This window comes from Hydrogenophaga sp., assembly GCF_018780075.1.
In the GTDB taxonomy this organism is placed as follows: domain Bacteria; phylum Pseudomonadota; class Gammaproteobacteria; order Burkholderiales; family Burkholderiaceae_C; genus Hydrogenophaga.
The window spans coordinates 36,321-54,715 of the sequence record NZ_JADMKB010000037.1; the positions used below are offsets into that span (position 1 = coordinate 36,321).

17 protein-coding genes are annotated in these 18,395 nt (G+C 68.4%); all 17 read left to right on the top strand.

From position 1 onward, the window contains the following. Positions 1–50: 50 nt before the first annotated feature. The 17 genes from IV088_RS08435 (at position 51) to IV088_RS08515 (ending at position 18,370) form a co-directional block, all read left to right on the top strand. A complete protein-coding gene (locus IV088_RS08435; protein WP_291100438.1) occupies positions 51–851 on the top strand; it encodes an NAD(P)-dependent oxidoreductase in 801 nt (266 codons plus the stop codon). A 111-nt stretch (positions 852–962) separates the two neighbouring features. Next, positions 963–1,868, top strand: coding sequence for an SMP-30/gluconolactonase/LRE family protein (locus IV088_RS08440; RefSeq protein WP_291100440.1), 906 nt, complete (start codon positions 963–965; stop codon positions 1,866–1,868). Positions 1,869–1,919: 51 nt separating this feature from the next. Continuing rightward, positions 1,920–2,894, top strand: a complete 975-nt coding sequence (locus IV088_RS08445; RefSeq protein ID WP_291100443.1) for a TRAP transporter substrate-binding protein — start codon at positions 1,920–1,922, stop codon at positions 2,892–2,894. A gap of 137 nt (positions 2,895–3,031) precedes the next feature. Beyond that, the gene (locus IV088_RS08450) at positions 3,032–3,577 is read left to right on the top strand and encodes a TRAP transporter small permease (RefSeq protein ID WP_291100447.1); all 546 of its coding nucleotides are present in this window, start codon (positions 3,032–3,034) and stop codon (positions 3,575–3,577) included. Further along, complete coding sequence (locus IV088_RS08455; protein WP_291100450.1) at positions 3,577–4,860, top strand: TRAP transporter large permease; 1,284 nt, start codon at positions 3,577–3,579, stop codon at positions 4,858–4,860. Before IV088_RS08450 ends, IV088_RS08455 begins: the two co-directional genes overlap by 1 nt. After that, on the top strand, positions 4,857–6,146 hold the full coding sequence (locus tag IV088_RS08460; protein WP_291100452.1) for a glucarate dehydratase family protein: 1,290 nt from the start codon (positions 4,857–4,859) through the stop codon (positions 6,144–6,146). The genes IV088_RS08455 and IV088_RS08460 overlap by 4 nt, the downstream gene beginning before the upstream one ends. A gap of 50 nt (positions 6,147–6,196) precedes the next feature. Then, on the top strand, positions 6,197–7,114 hold the full coding sequence (kdgD, locus tag IV088_RS08465) for a 5-dehydro-4-deoxyglucarate dehydratase (RefSeq protein WP_291100455.1): 918 nt from the start codon (positions 6,197–6,199) through the stop codon (positions 7,112–7,114). A gap of 123 nt (positions 7,115–7,237) precedes the next feature. Next, positions 7,238–8,209: a tripartite tricarboxylate transporter substrate binding protein gene (locus tag IV088_RS08470; RefSeq protein WP_291100458.1), complete on the top strand. Its 972-nt coding sequence runs from the start codon at positions 7,238–7,240 to the stop codon at positions 8,207–8,209. Positions 8,210–8,229: 20 nt separating this feature from the next. After that, the gene (locus tag IV088_RS08475; RefSeq protein WP_291100461.1) at positions 8,230–9,186 is read left to right on the top strand and encodes a tripartite tricarboxylate transporter substrate binding protein; all 957 of its coding nucleotides are present in this window, start codon (positions 8,230–8,232) and stop codon (positions 9,184–9,186) included. 7 nt (positions 9,187–9,193) lie between these two features. Beyond that, positions 9,194–10,519, top strand: a complete 1,326-nt coding sequence (gene gudD / locus IV088_RS08480; protein ID WP_291100463.1) for a glucarate dehydratase — start codon at positions 9,194–9,196, stop codon at positions 10,517–10,519. 141 nt (positions 10,520–10,660) lie between these two features. Continuing rightward, positions 10,661–11,773, top strand: a complete 1,113-nt coding sequence (locus IV088_RS08485; protein ID WP_291100466.1) for an SMP-30/gluconolactonase/LRE family protein — start codon at positions 10,661–10,663, stop codon at positions 11,771–11,773. A 25-nt stretch (positions 11,774–11,798) separates the two neighbouring features. Then, positions 11,799–12,758, top strand: a complete 960-nt coding sequence (locus IV088_RS08490; RefSeq protein ID WP_291100469.1) for a 2-hydroxyacid dehydrogenase — start codon at positions 11,799–11,801, stop codon at positions 12,756–12,758. Between the two features lie 23 nt (positions 12,759–12,781). Continuing rightward, entirely contained in the window at positions 12,782–14,329 is a 1,548-nt protein-coding gene (gene garD / locus IV088_RS08495) for a galactarate dehydratase (RefSeq protein WP_291100472.1), read from the top strand. A gap of 159 nt (positions 14,330–14,488) precedes the next feature. After that, positions 14,489–15,469 (top strand): tripartite tricarboxylate transporter substrate binding protein, encoded by a 981-nt coding sequence (locus tag IV088_RS08500; RefSeq protein ID WP_291100474.1) that lies wholly within the window; start codon positions 14,489–14,491, stop codon positions 15,467–15,469. A gap of 19 nt (positions 15,470–15,488) precedes the next feature. Beyond that, positions 15,489–16,625, top strand: coding sequence for a mandelate racemase/muconate lactonizing enzyme family protein (locus IV088_RS08505; RefSeq protein ID WP_291100476.1), 1,137 nt, complete (start codon positions 15,489–15,491; stop codon positions 16,623–16,625). Between the two features lie 10 nt (positions 16,626–16,635). Next, positions 16,636–17,718, top strand: coding sequence for an aldose epimerase family protein (locus IV088_RS08510; RefSeq protein WP_291100478.1), 1,083 nt, complete (start codon positions 16,636–16,638; stop codon positions 17,716–17,718). Positions 17,719–17,815: 97 nt separating this feature from the next. Then, the gene (locus IV088_RS08515) at positions 17,816–18,370 is read left to right on the top strand and encodes a DUF3617 family protein (protein WP_291100480.1); all 555 of its coding nucleotides are present in this window, start codon (positions 17,816–17,818) and stop codon (positions 18,368–18,370) included. Positions 18,371–18,395: the final 25 nt, after the last annotated feature.

Below are 18,395 nucleotides of genomic sequence, written 5' to 3' on the forward strand. Positions count from 1 at the left end.
ACCTCTGTGCAACCCCTCTCAAAAAAGCCTTCATTGTCATGGTAAACCCTATGAAAACGCACCACAGACTGCTGTTGACCGGCGCCGCCGGCGGCCTCGGTGCCGCCCTGCGCCCCCGGTTGGCCGCCAACTGCGATGTGCTCAGGTTGTCTGACAAGTCGCCGATTGGCGAAGCCCAAGCCGGCGAAGAGGTGGTGCTGGCCGACCTGGCCAACGCGGCCGAGGTCGACGCCATAGTGGCCGGCTGCGACGCCATCGTGCACCTGGGCGGCATCTCGGTCGAGGCGCCGTTCGAGGCCATCCTGCAGGCCAACATCCTGGGCGTGTACCACCTCTACGAAGCGGCGCGCCAGCACGGTGTCAAGCGCGTGGTGTTCGCCAGCTCCAACCACGTGACCGGTTTCTACAAGCAGAGCGAGACCATCACTGCCGACCACCCGGCCCGGCCCGACAGCTTCTATGGCCTGAGCAAGGCCTATGGCGAAGACCTCTCGCGCTTCTACTTCGACCGCTACGGCATCGAGACCGCCTGCGTGCGCATCGGCTCGTCCTTCCCCGAGCCGCGCGACCGCCGCATGCTCGCCACCTGGCTGAGCTTCGACGACCTGCACCGCCTGATCGGCGCCTGCCTCTCGACCCCGGTGCTGGGCCACAGCATCGTGTTCGGCATGTCGGACAACGCCGTGACCTGGTGGGACAACAGCCGCGCCAAACACATCGGCTACGTGCCGCAGGACAGCTCGGACGTGTTCCGCGACGCGGTGTTCGCGCGCACCTCGGCACCCGATCTGAACGACCCGGCGGCCATCTACCAGGGCGGCGGCTTCGTCAAGGCCGACCCGAACAAATGAACACCCCCCTGCGCCGCTTCGCGTCTTCCCCCCGGGGGGACCACACCTACGGCCTGGCAAAGCCAGTTCCGTGGTGTGTGCTGGAACAAACCCTTCTCCATCGTCATTGACATGAGCACCCCACAGGCCGAACTGCTGCTGGACGCGCGCAACGGCGTGGGCGAGAGCCCCGTCTGGGACAGCGTGCGCCAGAGCCTGTGGTGGGTGGACATCCCGGGCCGGGCGCTGTGGTGCTGGCACAGCGCCAGCGGCCAGGCCCGCCACTGGCCCACGCCCGAACAGACCGGCTGCATCGCCCTGGCCGCGGGCAGCGACGCCCTGCCCCACGGCCAGTGGATCGCGGCCATGGAGACCGGCATCGCGCGCCTGACGCCGCAGGCCGACGGCACGGTGGACTGCGCGTGGATCACGCGCATCGAACAGCCCGAGCCGGGCATGCGCTTCAACGACGGCCGCTGCGACCGCCAGGGCCGGCTGCTCGCCGGCACCATGGTGATGGACATGTCGCTGGCGCGTGCCTCGGGCACCCTGTACGCGCTGGATGGCGCGGAGCTGCGCGCGCTGCAGGGCGGCTTCATCACGCCCAACGGCATGGCCTTCAGCCCCGACGGCAAGACCATGTACCTCTCGGACTCGCACCCCAACGTGCAGACCGTCTGGGCCTACGACCACGACACCGACACCGGCACGCCCCACAACCGCCGCGTGCTCATCGACTTCAAGCCCCTGCCCGGCCGCCCCGACGGCGCCGCGGTGGACGCCGACGGGTGCTACTGGATCTGCGGCAACGACGCGGGCCTGGTGCACCGCTTCACGCCCGACGGAACGCTCGACCGCTCGCTGGCCGTGCCGGTCAAGAAGCCGGCCATGTGCGCCTTCGGCGGCGCCGGGCTCGACATCCTGTTCGTCACGTCTATCCGGCCCGGCGGCGATCTCACCGATCAGCCGCTGGCCGGCGGCGTTTTTGCACTGCGTCCCGGCGTGAGGGGCCTGGACGAGCCACGCTGCGTCGCCTGACGCGGCGGCACGGTTTTTTTCACCTCAACCCAACCACCAACGGAGACATCAATGAAACTGCAACGCCGACTCATTGCCAGCATGGTCCTGGCCACCCTGCTGCCCCTGACCGCCCACGCACAGACCGTGCTGAAGTCGCACGACACGCACCCCGCCGGCTACCCGACCGTGGCCGCCGTGGAGAGCATGGGCAAGAAGCTCGATGCCGCCACGCAAGGCCGCATCAAGGTCCAGACCTTCCCGGGCGCGGTGCTGGGCCAGGAGAAGGAAGCCGTCGAACAGGTGCAGCTGGGCGCGATCCAGATGGCCCGCATCTCGCTGGGCGTGATCGGCCCGGTGGTGCCTGAGGTGGACGTGTTCAACATGCCCTTCGTGTTCCGCGACATCAAGCACATGCGCGCCGTGATCGACGGCCCCGTGGGCGACGAACTGCTGGCCAAGGTCACGGCCAGCCCGGCCCGCCTGGTGGCCCTGGGCTGGATGGACGGTGGCGCGCGCAGCCTCTACACCAAGAAGCCGGTGCGCACCCCCGCCGACCTCAAGGGCCAGAAGGTTCGCATGATGGGCAACCCGCTGTTCGTGGACACCATGAACGCCATGGGCGGCAACGGCATCGCCATGGCCTACGGCGAGGTGTTCACCTCGTTGCAGACCGGCGTGATCGACGGCGCGGAAAACAACCCGCCGAGCTACTTCACCGCCAACCACTACACCACCCCGGCCAAGTACTACAGCCAGACCAACCACCTGATCATTCCCGAGATCCTGGTGATGTCCAAGGTCACCTGGGACAAGCTGACCCCGGCCGACCAGACGCTGGTGAAAAAGCTGGCCCGCGAAGCGCAGATGGAGCAGCGCGTGCTGTGGGACAAGAGCGTGGAGGAGTACTCCGCCAAGCTCAAGGCCGCCGGTGTCGAGTTCATCGCCATCGACAACAAGCCCTTCTTTGACGCCACCGCCCCGGTGCGCGCCAAGTACGGCGCCAAGCACGTGGACCTGATGAACCGCATCGCGGCGGTGAAGTAACCCCCCCTGCGCCGCTTCGCGGCTTCCCCCCGGTGGGGGGACCACACCAGAGGCCCGGCGAAGCCGGTTCCTCGGTGTGTGCTGGGTGTTTCGCTCCACCGCTCCTTCTGCTTCTTCTTTCTCTTCTGGATTCGTTTATGAGTCACCACCAACCGGGCGGACACCCCGTCTCACGCGCGCTTGACGCGGTCTACCTGGCCTGCATCTGGGTCGCGGGGGCGTGCATCGTTTCGATGTCGCTCTTCATCCCCTGGGGCATTTTTTCGCGCTACGTGCTGGGCACCGGCTCGCAGTGGCCCGAGCCCATCTCCATCCTGCTCATGGTGGTGTTCACCTTCCTGGGCGCTGCGGTGAGTTACCGCGCGGGCGGCCACATCGCCGTCGCCATGGTCACCGACCGCCTGCCCGAGCACCTGCGCCACCCGCTGCGCGGTGTGGTGCACGCGCTGATGCTGACCATCAGCCTCTTCACCCTCTGGTACGGCGTGAAGCTGTGCATGGGCACCTGGGGCCAGTCGATTCCCGAGCTGCCCTGGATGCCGGTGGGCTTCAGCTACCTGCCGGTGCCGATCGGCGGCACCGTGACCGCCCTCTTCGTGCTGGAACACATGTTCCTGGGTGACCAGAGCCAGCGCGCCGTGGTCACGTTCGACCACGAATCCGCAGAAACAGGAGCCCTGTGATGGAACCCTACGTCCTGCTCGGCAGTTTCTTCGTGCTGATCCTGATCGGCACCCCCGTGGCCTACGCCATGGGCATGGCGGCGCTGATCGGCGCCTGGTACATCGACATCCCGCTCGACGCGGTGATGATCGCCATCGCCAACGGCGTCAACAAGTTTTCGCTGCTCGCGATTCCCTTCTTCGTGCTGGCCGGCGCCATCATGGCCGAAGGCGGCATGGCGCGGCGCCTGGTGGCGTTCGCCAACGTGCTGGTCGGCTTCATCCAGGGCGGCCTGTCGCTGGTGAACATCCTGGCCTCCACCTTCTTCGGTGCGATCTCCGGCTCGTCCATGGCCGACACCGCCTCGGTGGGCACGGTGCTGATCCCCGAGATGGAGAGGAAGGGTTACCCGCGCGACTTCGCCACCGCCGTCACGGTGAGCGGCTCGGTGCAGGCCATCCTGATCCCGCCCAGCCACAACGCGGTGATCTACTCGCTGGCCGCGGGCGGCACGGTGTCCATCGCGTCGCTGTTCATCGCCGGGGTGTTGCCCGGCCTGCTGCTGGGGCTGACGCTGGCCGTCATGTGCCTCTACATGGCGCGCAAGCGCAACTACCCCAAGGGTGACGTGATCCCGATGAAGCAGGCGCTGAAGATCTGCGCCGACGCGCTGTGGGGCCTGATGACCATGGTGATCATCCTGGGCGGCATCCTCTCCGGCGTGTTCACGGCCACCGAGTCGGCCTCCATCGCGGTGGTCTGGGCCTTCTTCGTCACGATGTTCATCTACCGCGACTACCGGTGGAGCGAGCTGCCCAAGCTGGTGCACCGCACGGTGAAGACGCTGTCCATCGTGATGATCCTGATCGCGTTCGCCGCGAGCTTCGGCTACATCATGACGCTGATGCAGATCCCGCTGCAGATCACCACCGCGCTGACCGCGCTGTCGGACAACCGCTACGTGATCCTCGCGCTCATCAACGTGCTGCTGCTCGTGCTAGGCACGCTGATGGACATGGCGCCGCTGATCCTGATCCTCACGCCCATCCTGCTGCCGGTGATCACCAGCATCGGCGTGGACCCGGTGCACTTCGGGATGATCATGATGGTCAACCTCGGCATCGGCCTGCTGACCCCGCCCGTGGGTGGTGTGCTGTTCGTGGGCGCGGCCGTGGCCAAGCTGCCGATGGAGCAGGTCGTGAAGGCGCTCATGCCCTTCTTCGGCGCCCTGCTGCTGGTGCTGGTCGCGGTCACCTACATCCCGGCGCTGTCGCTCTGGCTCCCAGGGCTGCTGCTGAAATGACCTCCCACGCCATCCGCCATGTGCGCGTGACGCCGATCGCGTTCCGCGACCCGCCGCTGCTGAATGCCGCGGGCATCCACGAGCCCTGGGCCCTGCGCTCGATCATTCAGATCGAGACCGACTCGGGCCTGGTCGGCATCAACGAAAGCTACGGCGACCTGCCCATGCTCGACGCGCTGGCCCAGGCCGCGCCCGCGCTCACCGGGCTCTCGCCCTGGGCGTTGAATCAGATGGAGACCCGCGTCGCCGCGCTGGTGACACCGAAGCAGACCGCCTCGGAGTTCCTGGGCCAGCAGGTCTCGCTGGCGCCCGGCACGCACGTCTCCAAGACCGTGGCCAAGGTGATCAGCGCGTTTGAAGTGGCGATGATGGACCTGCAGGGCCAGCTGGCCAACGCACCGGTGGTGGACCTGCTGGGCGGCGCGGCGCGCCCCGCCGTGCCGTTCAGCGCCTACCTGTTCTTCAAGTACGCCGAGCACATCGACAAGCCCTACGCACCCGACCCGTTTGGCGAGGGCATCACGCCCGAGCAGCTGGTAGCCCAGGCGCGCCGCATGATTCACCAGTACGGCTTCAAGAGCATCAAGCTCAAGGCCGGCGCATTGCCACCGGATCAGGAAGTGGCGGGCCTGCTGGCCCTGGCCAAGGCCTTCCCGGGTGCGCCGCTGCGCATCGACCCCAACGGCAACTGGACCGTGCCCACCAGCCTGAAGGTGGTGGAGCAGCTGCGCGGCGTGCTGGAGTATTACGAAGACCCGGCCCCGGGCCTGGACGGCATGGCGGCCGTGGCCGCTGCGTGTGACGTGCCGCTGGCGACCAACATGGTGGTCACCGACCTCAAGGAATTCCGCCGCAACGCGGAGATGGGCTGCCCGGTGAAGATCGTGCTCTCCGACCACCACTACTGGGGCGGCCTGCGCGCCACGCAGCGCCTGGCGCTGATGTGCGAGACCTTCGGCCTGGGCCTGTCCATGCACTCGAACTCGCACCTGGGCATCAGCCTCACCGCGATGACCCACCTGGCCGCTTCGGTGCCGTTGCTGTCCTACGCCTGCGACACGCACTACCCCTGGCAGGACGACGAGGTGGTGCAGGGCGGGCGCCTGAAGTTTGAAGACGGCAGCCTGCGCGTGCCCACCACGCCCGGCCTGGGCGTGAGCATCGACCGCGAAGCCCTGGCCCGCCTGCACGACAACTACCTGAACACCCCCATCCGCAACCGGGACGACCTGGCGCAGATGCGCAAGTACGACCCGTCGTTCACCGGCCATCAACCGCGGTTCTGAGCCCTCTTCTGACCGCTTCCTTTTCCCTCTTTCTCACACGAAAGCCCACCATGCAATACACCCCCCAAGACCTCAAGCAAGTCATGTCCTCCGGCCTGCTGTCCTTCCCCGTGACGGACTTCGACGCCCAGGGCGACTTCAACGCCAAGTCCTATGCCGCCCGCCTGGAGTGGCTGGCGCCCTACGGCGCGACCGCGCTGTTCGCGGCCGGCGGCACGGGCGAGTACTTCTCGCTGTACGGCGAGGAGTACGGCCAGGTCATCAAGACCGCGGTGGACACCTGCCGCGGCAAGGTGCCGATCATCGCGGGCGCCGGCGGCCCCACCCGAACGGCCATCGCCCACGCCCAGGAAGCCGAGCGCCTGGGCGCCCACGGCATCCTGCTGCTGCCGCACTACCTGACCGAAGCCGGCCAGGACGGCCTGATCGCCCACGTGGAAGCGGTCTGCAAGAGCGTGCAGTTCGGCGTCATCGTCTACAACCGCGACCGCACCAAGCTCACACCCGAATCCCTGGCCATCCTGGCCGACCGCTGCCCCAACCTGATCGGGTTCAAGGACGGCATGGGCAACATCGAAGTGATGTCCTCCATCTACATGAAGATGGGCGACCGTTTCGCCTACCTGGGCGGCCTGCCCACGGCCGAGGTCTACGCCGCCGCCTACAAGGCGCTGGGCACGCCGGTGTATTCGTCCGCCGTCTTCAACTTCATCCCCAAGACCGCGATGCAGTTCTACGAAGCCGTGCGCACCGACGACATGGCCACACAACACCAGCTGCTCAGGCAGTTCTTCATGCCCTACCTGAAGATCCGCAACCGCGTCGAAGGCTACGGCGTGAGCATCATCAAGGCCGGCGCCAAGCTGGTCGGCCACGACGCCGGCCCGGTGCGCGCCCCGCTGTCGGACCTCAAGCCGTCCGAGATGGACGAACTCAAGGCGCTGATCGACGCACTCGGCCCGCAATAGAAGCGCCCCCCGCGCCGCCTGCGGCGTCACCCCCCAGGGGGCGGCGCTGGTGGCCCGGCGGAGCCGGTTCCACGGCGCCCTGGGCTGGCTCCCCCTCTTTCACCACCATCAAGTAGAGACACCATGAACAAACGACATTTCCTGCTGGCCGCTGCGGCCGCCACCCTCGCCCTAGGCAGCACCGCCGCCCTGGCCCAGGCCTACCCGAACAAACCCATCCGCATCGTCGTGCCCTTCCCGGCCGGTGGCACCTCCGACGTGCTGGCGCGCCTGATCGGCCTGAAAATGACCGAGAAGCTGGGCCAGCCGGTGGTGGTGGAGAACAAGGCCGGCAACGCGGGCAACCTGGGCGCCGATCTGGTGGCCAAGTCGCCCGCCGACGGCTACACCTTCGTGCTGATGGACGTGGGCAACCTGACCATCAGCCCGGCGCTGTACAAGCTGCCGTTCGACGTGCAGAAAGATTTCGTGCCGGTGGCCATGGTGGGCTACTCGCCGCACCTGCTGGTGGCCAGCACCAAGGTGCCGGCCAACAACCTCGCCGAGTTCGTCAAGTACGCCAAGGCCAACCCCGGCAAGCTGAACTTCGCGGCCGCCGCCGGCATGGGCAGCGCCACCCACATGGCCGGTGTGCAGTTCGCCCGCCGCAACGGCATCCAGTGGAACTACGTGCCCTACAAGGGCGGTTCTCAGGCCATGACCGACCTGGTCGGCGGCCACATGGACGTGACCTTCAACGGCATGGTCGCCACCTACCCGCACGTCAAGGCCGGCAAGCTCAAGCTGCTGGCGGTGTCTTCGGCCAAGCGTTGGGACGAGCTGCCCGACACGCCCGCCGTGGCCGAGACCACACCCAGCTTCCTGACCGGCAGCTGGCAGGGCCTGCTGGCCCCCGCCGGCACACCCAAGGCCGTGGTGGACCTGATCCACGCCGAGGTGCAACGCATCACCGCCCTGCCCGACGTGAAGGAAAAACTGCAGACCCTGGGCGCCGAGCCCTCGAAGATGAGCAGCGCCGAATTCGCCGCCTGGATCAAGGCCGAACTGCCCGAGATGGCGCAGGTCGTGCGCGAAGAAAAAATCACCATCGAATGACCAAAGGGAAGACCCTCACCATGAAAAAACCTCTGATTGCCCTGGCCCTGGCGGCCGCCAGCCTCAGCGCCTTCGCCTGGCCCGACAAACCCATCACCCTGGTCGTGCCGTTCCCGCCCGGCGGTTCCACCGACCTGATCGCGCGCACGCTCTCGGCCAAGATGGGCGAGAAGCTCGGCGGCGGCGCCACCGTGATCGTGGAAAACAAGGCCGGCGCCACCGGCACCATCGGCGCCACCCATGTGGCCCGCGCGCCGGCCGATGGCCACACCCTGTTTGTGTCCTCGCTCGGCCCCTTCGTGATCGCCCCGCACCTGTTCAAGGTGCAGTACGACGCGCTCAAGGACCTGGACCCCATCACCGTGGTGGTGCAGGCGCCCAACGTGCTGGTCGTGCCCGCCGCCTCGGCGCGCAAGTCGGTCGCCGAAGTGATCGCTTACCAGAAGGCCAACCCCGGCAAGATGACCTTCGCCTCCTCCGGCAACGGCAGCAGCGACCACCTCACCGCCGAACTCTTCTGGCAACAGACCGGCACCAGCGGCGTGCACGTGCCCTACAAGGGCGGTGGCCCGGTGATGAGCGACCTGCTGGGCAACCAGGTGGAGTCGTCGTTCATGAACATCAACACCGCCATGCCGCAGATCAAGGCCGGCAAGCTGCGCGCCCTGGCCATCACCAGCGCCAAACGCTCGCCCCTGCTGCCCGACGTGCCCACGCTGGACGAGAGCGGCGTGAAAGACGCGGGCGTGCAGTCCTGGCAGGCCGTGGCCGCGCCCAAGGGCCTGCCCGCCGACGTGAAGAAGCGCGTGTACGACGCCGTGGTGGCGACCATCAACGACCCGTCGGTCACGCCCAAGCTGCTGGAGCTGGGCTTCGAGGTGGTGCTCAACACGCCCGAGCAGTTCGCGGCCTTTCAGGCCAGCGAATTTGCGCGCTGGCAAAAACTGATCACGTCCAGAAACATCAAGGCAGATTGAGTCCCCCATGACCGCACCGATCGTCCAATCGATGCGTGTCATCCCGGTCGCTGGCCGGGACGGCATGCTGCTCAACCTCTCGGGCGCGCACGCACCCTTCTTCACGCGCAACATCGTCATCGTCACCGACAACGCGGGCCACACCGGCCTGGGCGAGGTGCCGGGCGGCGAGAAGATCCGCCAGACGCTGGAGGACGCACGACCACTGGTCGAAGGCCAGACCGTCGGCAACTTGCAGGCGATCCTGAACGCCATGCGCACGAAGTTCGCCGACCGCGACAGCGGCGGGCGCGGCCTGCAGACCTTCGACCTGCGCACCACCATCCACGCCGTCACCGCCGTGGAATCGGCGCTGCTCGACCTGCAAGGCCAGCACATGGGCGTGCCGGTCGCGGCCCTGCTCGGCGAAGGCCAGCAGCGCGACGCGGTGCAGATGCTGGGCTATCTGTTCTTCGTGGGCGACCGTCTGAAAACGGACCTGCCCTACGCCAGCGAGCCGGACCAGGCCGACGACTGGTGCCGACTGCGCCACGAGAAAGCCATGACGCCCGAGGCCGTGGTGCGCCTGGCCGAGGCGGCGCAAAAGCGCTACGGCTTCCAGGACTTCAAGCTCAAGGGCGGCGTGCTCAGCGGCGACGAAGAGGTCGAGGCCGTGACCGCGCTGCACCAGCGCTTTCCCGACGCGCGGGTGACGCTGGACCCGAACGGCGGCTGGCTGCTGAAAGACGCGATCCGCCTGGGCGAGAAGATGCGCGGCGTGGTGGCCTACGCCGAAGACCCGTGCGGCGCCGAAGACGGTTTCAGCGGCCGCGAGGTGATGGCCGAGTTCCGCCGCGCCACCGGCCTGCCCACCGCGACCAACATGGTCGCCACCGACTGGCGGCAGCTGGCGCATTCGCTGGCGCTGCAAAGCGTGGACATTCCGCTCGCCGACCCGCACTTCTGGACCATGGCCGGCAGCGTGCGCGTGGCGCAGACCTGCCGCGACTGGGGTCTGACCTGGGGCTCGCACAGCAACAACCACTTCGACATCTCGCTCGCCATGTTCACCCACGTGGGCGCGGCCGCACCGGGCAAGGTGACCGCCATCGACACCCACTGGATCTGGCAGGACGGCCAGCGCCTGACGAAAGAGCCGATGACGATCGAAGGCGGCTACGTGCAGGTGCCCAAGAAGCCCGGCCTGGGCATCCAGATCGACATGGCCGAGGTCGAGAAGGCCCACCAGCTCTACCTGCAGCACGGCCTGGGCGCGCGCGACGACGCCACCGCCATGCAGTACCTGATCCCGGGCTGGAAGTTCGACAACAAGAAACCTTGCCTGGTCAGATGAAGTACCCCCCGCGCCGCTTCGCGTCACCCCCCGGGGGGCGATGCCTGCCGACGGGCGAAGCCCGATCGGCGGCATCCTGGACGCGATCGCTGCGGGTGGGTCATCGATAGCCGAAGTGATGAACAACAAGAGGAGACAAACATGAACAACGCCCATCCCGACACCCGCCGCCAGTTCCTCATGGCCGCTGGCGCGGCCGGTCTGGCCGCCACCGGTGCACCTGCTTTCGCGCAGGCCTTCGCCTTCACGCCCAACCAGCGCTACCCCGACCCGTCGGTGCAGATCCTCGACCCGTCGTTCGCCAAGTACCGCATCTACAGCAGCACCATCGAGCAGGTGGCCACCGGCATGCGCTGGGCCGAGGGACCGGCCTACTTCCCCGGCGCCAACGGCGCCCCGGGCCACCTGCTGGTCAGCGACATCCCGAACAACCGCATCATGAAGTTCGACGAGAAGACCGGCGCCTTCAGCGTCTTCCGCGACAAGGCCAACTGGGCCAACGGCAACACCCGCGACCGCCAGGGCCGCCTGATCACCTGCGAACACTCGGTCACGCGCCGCGTCACCCGCACCGAGACCAACGGCAAGATCACCGTGCTGGCCGACAGCTTCGAAGGCAAGCGCCTGAACGCGCCCAACGACGTGGTGGTGAAGTCCGACGACAGCATCTGGTTCACCGACCCGCTGTTCGGCATCAACGGCGAGTGGGAAGGCAGCCGGGCCAAACCCGAGCAGGCCACCACCAACGTCTACCGCATCGCCGCCGACGGCAAGCTCAGCGCCGTCATCACCGACCTCGTCAACCCCAACGGCCTGGCTTTCAGCCCCGACGAGAAGAAACTCTACGTGGTGGAGTGGAAGGGCACACCCAACCGCAGCATCTGGGCCTACGACGTCAACGCCGACGGCACGTTGGCCAACAAGAGCAAGCTCATCGACGCGGCCGACTTCGGTGCGCTCGACGGTTTCAAGGTGGACCGCGACGGCAACCTCTGGTGCGGCTGGGGCAGCAACGGCGCCCTGAACGCCGAGCCCAGCGACGTGGGCGGCCGCAAGGTCTACCAGCTCAAGGGCAAGCCCGAAGACCTGGACGGCGTGATGGTGTTCAGCCCCGCCGGCAAGCCGCTGGCCCACATCCGCCTGCCCGAGCGCTGCGCCAACCTCTGCTTCGGCGGCCCAAAGAACAACCGCCTCTACATGGCCAGCTGCCATTCGCTGTACGCGCTCTACGTCGAATCGCACGGCGCCGTCTGACCCTTCTGTCTGCTTTCACCACCGCATGACCGCCCCCGCTGCTCCCCGCGCCGTGATCCTGCAGATCGGCCCCCTGATGCCCGCGCTGGACGCCACGCTGCGCGAACACCACGAGGTGTTGCCCGCGCAGGCCCTGAACGCCGGCGCCCCCCTGGCGAACGCCGCCGACGCGGCGCGCGCGACGGCGGTGGTGACCTCGGCGCCGGTGGGCGTGCCGGCCGCGTGGCTGCCGCAGCTGTCCGCCTTGAAAGTGGTCTCGTCCTTCGGCGTGGGCCTGGACCAGCTGCCGCTGGCCGACTGTCGCGCGCGCGGCCTCCCGGTGGGCTACACGCCCGACGTGCTCAACGATTGTGTGGCCGACCTGGCCATGGGCCTGCTGCTCGACGGTGCGCGCCGCATCGCCGCGGCCGACCGCTTCGTGCGCCGGGGCGACTGGCTGCAGGGCCGCTTCCCGCTCGCCACCAAGGTGAGCGGCAAGCGGCTGGGCATCGTGGGCCTGGGCCGCATCGGCCAGGCCGTGGCGCGGCGCGCGGCCGGCTTCGACATGGACATCGCCTACACCAAGCGCAGCCCGGCCGAGGGCGTGAACTGGCGCCACGAGCCCTCGCTGCTGGCGCTCGCGCAGTGGGCCGATTTTCTGGTGCTCACCGTGGCCGGCGGCGCCGACACCCGCCACCTGATCGACGCCGGGGTGCTGCGCGCGCTGGGCCCCCACGGCCTGCTGGTCAACGTGGCACGCGGCAGCGTGGTGGACCAGTCCGCGCTGATCGCCTGCCTACACAGCGGTGAGCTGGGCGGTGCCGCGCTGGACGTGTTCGACGACGAACCGCGCGTGCCCCAGGCCCTGATCGACATGGAACAGGTGGTGCTGGCCCCGCACATGGCGAGCGGCACGCGCGACACACGCCAGGCCATGGCCGACCTCACCCTCGCCAACCTGCGCGCCGGCCTGGCCGGTGAACCGCTGCCCTCGCCAACCCCCTGACCTTTCAACCCGACGCACCCGCCATGGACACCCCCGCCCCCCGCACCATCCGCATCCACCCAGCCGACAACGTGGCGGTGGTCGTCAACCAGGGCGGCCTGCCGCCAGGCACGCAGCTGGCCGACGGGCCGGTGCTGGTGCACGCCGTGCCGCAGGGCCACAAGGTCGCGCTGACCGACCTGCCCGCCGGCAGCGAAGTGCGCCGCTACAACGTGGTGATCGGCCACACGGCGGTGGACATTCCCGCCGGCGGCTGGGTCAACGAGCAGCGGCTGGTGATGCCCGCCGCGGTGTCGCTGCAGGGCCTGCCCGCGCCCACCCCGCCGGCCGATCTGCCGCCGCTGGACGGCTACACCTTTGAGGGCTACCGCAACGCCGACGGCAGCGTGGGCACGCGCAACCTGCTGGCCATCACCACCACCGTGCAGTGCGTGGCCGGCGTGCTGGACGTGGCGGTGGAGCGCATCAAGGCCGAGCTGCTGCCGCTGTACCCCAACGTGGACGGCGTGGTGGGCCTGGAACACACCTACGGCTGCGGCGTCGCCATCGACGCGCCCGACGCCATCATCCCCATCCGCACCCTGCGCAACATCGCGAGCAACCCCAACTTCGGCGGCGAGGTCATGGTGCTGAGCCTGGGCTGCGAGAAGCTGCAGCCCGAGCGCCTGCTGCCTCCGGGGGCCATCCCGATCAGCGACCAGCGCGGCAGCGAGCTCGACGTGGTCGTGCTGCAGGACGAGGCCCACGTGGGTTTCATGTCCATGATCGACAGCATCCTCCGGCAGGCGCGCGTGCACCTGGAGCGCCTGAACCGCCGCCAGCGCGAAACCTGCCCGGCGTCCGATCTGGTGGTGGGCGTGCAGTGCGGCGGCAGCGACGCGTTTTCCGGCGTCACGGCCAACCCGGCGGTGGGCCACGCCACCGACCTGCTGGTGCGCGCCGGCGCGACCGTGATGTTCAGCGAGAACACCGAGGTGCGCGACGCGGTGGACCAGCTCACGCGCCGCGCGGCGACGCAGGACGTCGCCGACACGATCGTGCGCGAGCTCGGCTGGTACGACGCCTACCTCGCGCGCGGCCAGGCCGACCGCAGCGCCAACACCACGCCCGGCAACAAGAAGGGTGGTCTCTCGAACATCGTCGAGAAGGCCATGGGCTCCATCGTCAAGAGCGGCAACGGGCCCATCCACGGCGTGATCGCCCCGGGCGAGAAGGTGACACAGAAGGGCCTGGTCTTCGCCGCCACGCCCGCGAGCGACTTCATCTGCGGCACGCTGCAGCTCGCCGCCGGCATGAACCTGCACATCTTCACCACCGGCCGGGGCACGCCCTACGGTCTGGCCGAGTGCCCGGTGATCAAGGTCGCCACGCGCGACGACCTGGCGCGTCGCTGGCACGACCTGATGGACCTGAACGCCGGGCAGATCGCCAGCGGCGATGCCACGATTGAAAGCGTGGGCCAGGAGCTGTTTGAGCTGATGCTCGCGGTGGCCAGCGGCCAGAGGACCTGGGCCGAGCGCTGGAAGCTGCACAACGCGCTGGTGCTGTTCAACCCTGCGCCGATCACATGACCCCCCCCCGCGCCGCTTCGCGTCACCCCCAAGGGGGCGGCACTGGCCGTCCGGCGGAGCCGGCCCGGCGGTGCCCTGGGTGGCGCCGCTCCGATCCTGTTTTCCCCTGAAGCCGGCGACACGACCGGCGACTCTTTCCATCCACCACGGAGACACACCATGAACCACCGCCGACAACTGATCGCCGCATCCGCACTGGCCGCTCTGGGCACCGCCCTGCCCCAAATCGCCCTGGCGCAGAGCGACTACCCGAACAAACCCATCAAGATCATCGTGGCCTTCCCGCCCGGCGGCACCAGCGACGTGATGGGCCGCATGGTGGCCGAGCCGCTGGCCAAGGCGCTGGGCCAGCCGGTGGTGGTCGAGAACGTGGGCGGCGCCGGGGGCGTGATCGGCACCGAGCGCGGCGCCAAGGCGCCCGCCGACGGCTACACCCTGATCCAGACCGGCGTGGGCCAGAACGCCGTGGCGCACGGCCTGGACCCCAACCTCAAGTACGACTCGATCAAGGACTTCATTCACATCAGCCACGTGCACAGCGGCCCCAACGTGCTGGTGGTCAACGCCAGCCAGCCCTACAAGACCCTGGCCGACCTGGTGAAGGCCGCCAAGGCCAACCCCGGCAAGCTCGACTACGGCTACACCCACGCGGCCTCGGGCCACATGGCGATGGAGCTGTTCAAGCAGACCGCGGGCATCTTCATGACCGGCATCCCCTACCGCGGCGGCGGCCCGATGATGACCGCGCTGCTGGGCAACGAGATCCCGATGATGTTCATCAACCAGGACGTGGCACTGCCCCACATCAAGGCCGGCAAGCTGCGTCCGCTGGCGGTCTCCAGCCTGCAGCGCAATTCGCTCTACCCCGACGTGCCCACCGTCGCCGAGTCCGGCTACCCGGGCTTCGAGGCGCTGAGCTGGTCGGGCATGTCGGTGCCCAAGGGAACGCCCGCGCCCATCGTCGCCAAGCTCGAAGCCGCGTTCAAGGAGGTGATGGCCTCGCCCGCGATCAAGCAGAAGATGGAAGGCAACGGTTTCGTGGTGCCGGTGCAAGGCGCCAAGCCCTACACGGACTTCGTCGCCAGCGAACTGCCGCGCTGGACCAAGGTGATCAAAACCGCCGGCATCAAGCCGCAGTAAGCCCGGAGCGCTGCCCCACATGAGCACGCCCGCCGACCGCATCGCCTGGATGCGTATCTCGTCCTGTTACCTGCCCCTGGCCACCCCGATCAGCGACGCCAAGGTGCTGACCGGGCGCCAGAAGCCCATGACCGAAATCGCGATGCTGTTCGTCGAACTGCAGACCGAGCAGGGCCACGAGGGCCTGGGCCTGAGCTACAGCAAACGCGCCGGCGGGCCGGGCCAGTTCGCGCACGCGCAGGAGATCGCGCCCGCCCTGGTCGGCGAAGACCCGAACGACATCGCGCGCCTGTGGGACAAGCTGTGCTGGGCCGGTGCGTCGGCGGGGCGCAGTGGCCTGTCGACACAGGCCATCGGCGCCTTCGACGTGGCGCTGTGGGACCTGAAGGCGCGGCGCGCCAACCTGTCGCTGGCCAAGCTGCTGGGCGCGCACCGCGAGTCGGTGCGCTGCTACAACACCTCGGGCGGCTTCCTGCACACACCGATCGACCAGCTCAAGGTGAACGCCGCCGCCTCGGTGGCGCGCGGCATCGGCGGCATCAAGCTCAAGGTGGGCCAACCCGACGGCCGCATCGACATGCAGCGCGTGCAGGCGGTGCGCGAACACCTGGGCGACGCCGTACCGCTGATGGTGGACGCCAACCAGCAGTGGGACCGGCCGACCGCGCAGCGCATGTGCCGCGCGCTCGAAGGCTTCAACCTGGTGTGGATCGAGGAACCGCTGGACGCCTACGACCACGAAGGCCACGCGGCGCTGGCGCTGCAGTTTGACACCCCGATCGCCACCGGCGAGATGCTGACCAGCGCGGGCGAGCACTGGGACCTGATCCGCCACCGCGCGGCCGACTACCTGATGCCCGACGGCCCGCGCGTGGGCGGCATCACACCCTTTCTCAAGGTGGCCGGGCTGGCGCATCACGCGGGGCTGATGCTGGCGCCACACTTCGCGATGGAGCTGCACGTGCACCTGGCCGCGGCCTACCCGACCGAGCCCTGGGTCGAACACTTCGAGTGGCTGGAGCCGCTGTTCAACGAGCGCATCGAAATCGCCAACGGCCGCATGCGGGTGCCGACGCGCCCCGGCCTGGGGCTGTCGCTGAGCGAGCAGGCGCGGGCATGGACGCGCGAGCGCGCTGAAGTCGGTGGCCGGGTCTGAGCCATCTGCGATGGATCTGCGCCTGGACCCACAGCGCTTCTTTGGTGAGATCGGCGGCGAGCCCGTCGCGCTCTTTCGCCTGCGCCATGCAAACGGCATGGAGGTCGCCGTCTGCAACCTGGGCGCCAAGGTGCTGCAGATCCTCGTGCCCGACCGTGACGGCGTGCTGGGCGATGTGGCGCTGGGCCATGACAGCCTGGCCGCGCTGCAGGCGGGCGCGCCTTCCATGGGCGCGTTCATCGGGCGCTACGCCGGGCGCATCGCGCAGGCGCGCTACACGCTGGACGGCACCACCTACCCGCTGGACGCCAACGCCGGCCCGCACACCCTCCACGGTGGACCGAACGGTTCGCGCCACCGCGTGTTCTCGGCCCACCAGGACGCGCCCGACCAGCTCACGCTGCGGCTGCGCTTCGAGCCGTCGAACGATGGCCACCCGGGCATCCTGGACCTGACACTCACCTACCGCCTCACCGACGACCACGCGCTGGTGGTGGAGCACGAAGCGGTGGCGGTCTGCAACGCCAGCCCGCCGTCGCCGGCCAGCTTCACGCCGCACATCTTCTTCAACCTCGACGGCCCGGGCCACCGCCCCATCGACGGCCACCGCCTGCAGGTGGACGCGGGCGAGTGCCTGGTGACCGACGCCGACAACGTGGCCACGGGTGCCCTCGCGCCGCTCGGCGGTCACCCGCTGGACCTGCGCTCACCGCGCCGGCTGGGTGGCGCGGCGCCCGGCGAGCCCCCGCTGGTGATCGACCACGCCTACCGGCTGACCGCCGGCGGCACCGGCGGCGAGCGGTGGTGCGCCACATTGAGCAGCGAGGCCAGCGGCCGCACGCTGCAGGTCTGGACCACCGAGCCGGTGCTGCAGGTCTACACCGCCGACCCGCTGGGCACGGGCGCGGTGCCCGACATCGGCAAACAGGGCGTTGTGCACCGCCCGCGCGCCGGCATTTGCCTGGAGCCGCAGCAATACCCCAACGCCATGAACTGCCCGGCGTTTCCGCTCAACCGCGTGTCGATCGATCGGCCCTTCTCAGCGCGAACAGTGTTCCGATTCGGCACCGATCGCTTCAGCCAGGGCAGCTGACCTCGGGTGAGCAACAATATGGCCCATCAAAGGCTACTGCGGTCACCCTGGGCGAACGTGTCACTCGCAACGCTTCCAGGTGGGACCTGCGTGAAACATGACATTCTCCAGCTTCCTTCGTGCAACCACCATTGCAGCGACTTGTGTCTCCATCGCCTGGCCGGCTGCAGTACTGGCTCAGGTTCACAAGGTGATCGGCCCTGACGGCAAGGTCACCTACAGCGACCAGCCTCCCGAGCCGAACCAGGGCGCCAAAGCAAGCGTTCTGCCGGGCAGGGTGGCCGGTTCATCGGCCTCCAGCGTCGCTCCGAAGTTGCGCCGGGGCTTGTGGGAATTTCGCCGCAGTTTCGTGATCAACGGCGCGAACAAGGACGTCACCACCCAGAACTGCACCGATCCGGTTTCGACCATGTCGTTCTGGCAGCAGTCCATGACCAAAGTCGGCTGCACCTACGAAGACACCCGTCGCAGCGGCAACCGCTACACCCAGGCCTCGACTTGCAAGATCGACGCCCTGGCCATGGACCGGCGTTACATGAAAACGCTCGAAGTCTCTGGCGAGGACGCCTACGTCTTGGAAGAGTCGGCTTCCGGCGGCAGCCAGCCGCCGATGTCGAGCGTCACGCGGGCTCGGCGCCTGGGCGACTGTTAGGGCCCTGTTGCCCTGGAACCGCGCC

Bases quoted from the DNA above. Each gene is read 5' to 3' on its own strand.
- IV088_RS08475 (WP_291100461.1), top strand. From the start codon at position 8,230: ATGAAAAAACCTCTGATTGCCCTGGCCCTGGCGGCCGCCAGCCTCAGC.
- IV088_RS08460 (WP_291100452.1), top strand. From the start codon at position 4,857: ATGACCTCCCACGCCATCCGCCATGTGCGCGTGACGCCGATCGCGTTC.
- IV088_RS08510 (WP_291100478.1), top strand. From the start codon at position 16,636: ATGGATCTGCGCCTGGACCCACAGCGCTTCTTTGGTGAGATCGGCGGC.
- IV088_RS08490 (WP_291100469.1), top strand. From the start codon at position 11,799: ATGACCGCCCCCGCTGCTCCCCGCGCCGTGATCCTGCAGATCGGCCCC.
- IV088_RS08455 (WP_291100450.1), top strand. From the start codon at position 3,577: ATGGAACCCTACGTCCTGCTCGGCAGTTTCTTCGTGCTGATCCTGATC.
- IV088_RS08505 (WP_291100476.1), top strand. From the start codon at position 15,489: ATGAGCACGCCCGCCGACCGCATCGCCTGGATGCGTATCTCGTCCTGT.
- IV088_RS08435 (WP_291100438.1), top strand. From the start codon at position 51: ATGAAAACGCACCACAGACTGCTGTTGACCGGCGCCGCCGGCGGCCTC.
- IV088_RS08500 (WP_291100474.1), top strand. From the start codon at position 14,489: ATGAACCACCGCCGACAACTGATCGCCGCATCCGCACTGGCCGCTCTG.
- IV088_RS08440 (WP_291100440.1), top strand. From the start codon at position 963: ATGAGCACCCCACAGGCCGAACTGCTGCTGGACGCGCGCAACGGCGTG.
- gudD (WP_291100463.1), top strand. From the start codon at position 9,194: ATGACCGCACCGATCGTCCAATCGATGCGTGTCATCCCGGTCGCTGGC.
- garD (WP_291100472.1), top strand. From the start codon at position 12,782: ATGGACACCCCCGCCCCCCGCACCATCCGCATCCACCCAGCCGACAAC.
- IV088_RS08445 (WP_291100443.1), top strand. From the start codon at position 1,920: ATGAAACTGCAACGCCGACTCATTGCCAGCATGGTCCTGGCCACCCTG.
- IV088_RS08470 (WP_291100458.1), top strand. From the start codon at position 7,238: ATGAACAAACGACATTTCCTGCTGGCCGCTGCGGCCGCCACCCTCGCC.
- IV088_RS08485 (WP_291100466.1), top strand. From the start codon at position 10,661: ATGAACAACGCCCATCCCGACACCCGCCGCCAGTTCCTCATGGCCGCT.
- IV088_RS08515 (WP_291100480.1), top strand. From the start codon at position 17,816: ATGACATTCTCCAGCTTCCTTCGTGCAACCACCATTGCAGCGACTTGT.
- IV088_RS08450 (WP_291100447.1), top strand. From the start codon at position 3,032: ATGAGTCACCACCAACCGGGCGGACACCCCGTCTCACGCGCGCTTGAC.
- kdgD (WP_291100455.1), top strand. From the start codon at position 6,197: ATGCAATACACCCCCCAAGACCTCAAGCAAGTCATGTCCTCCGGCCTG.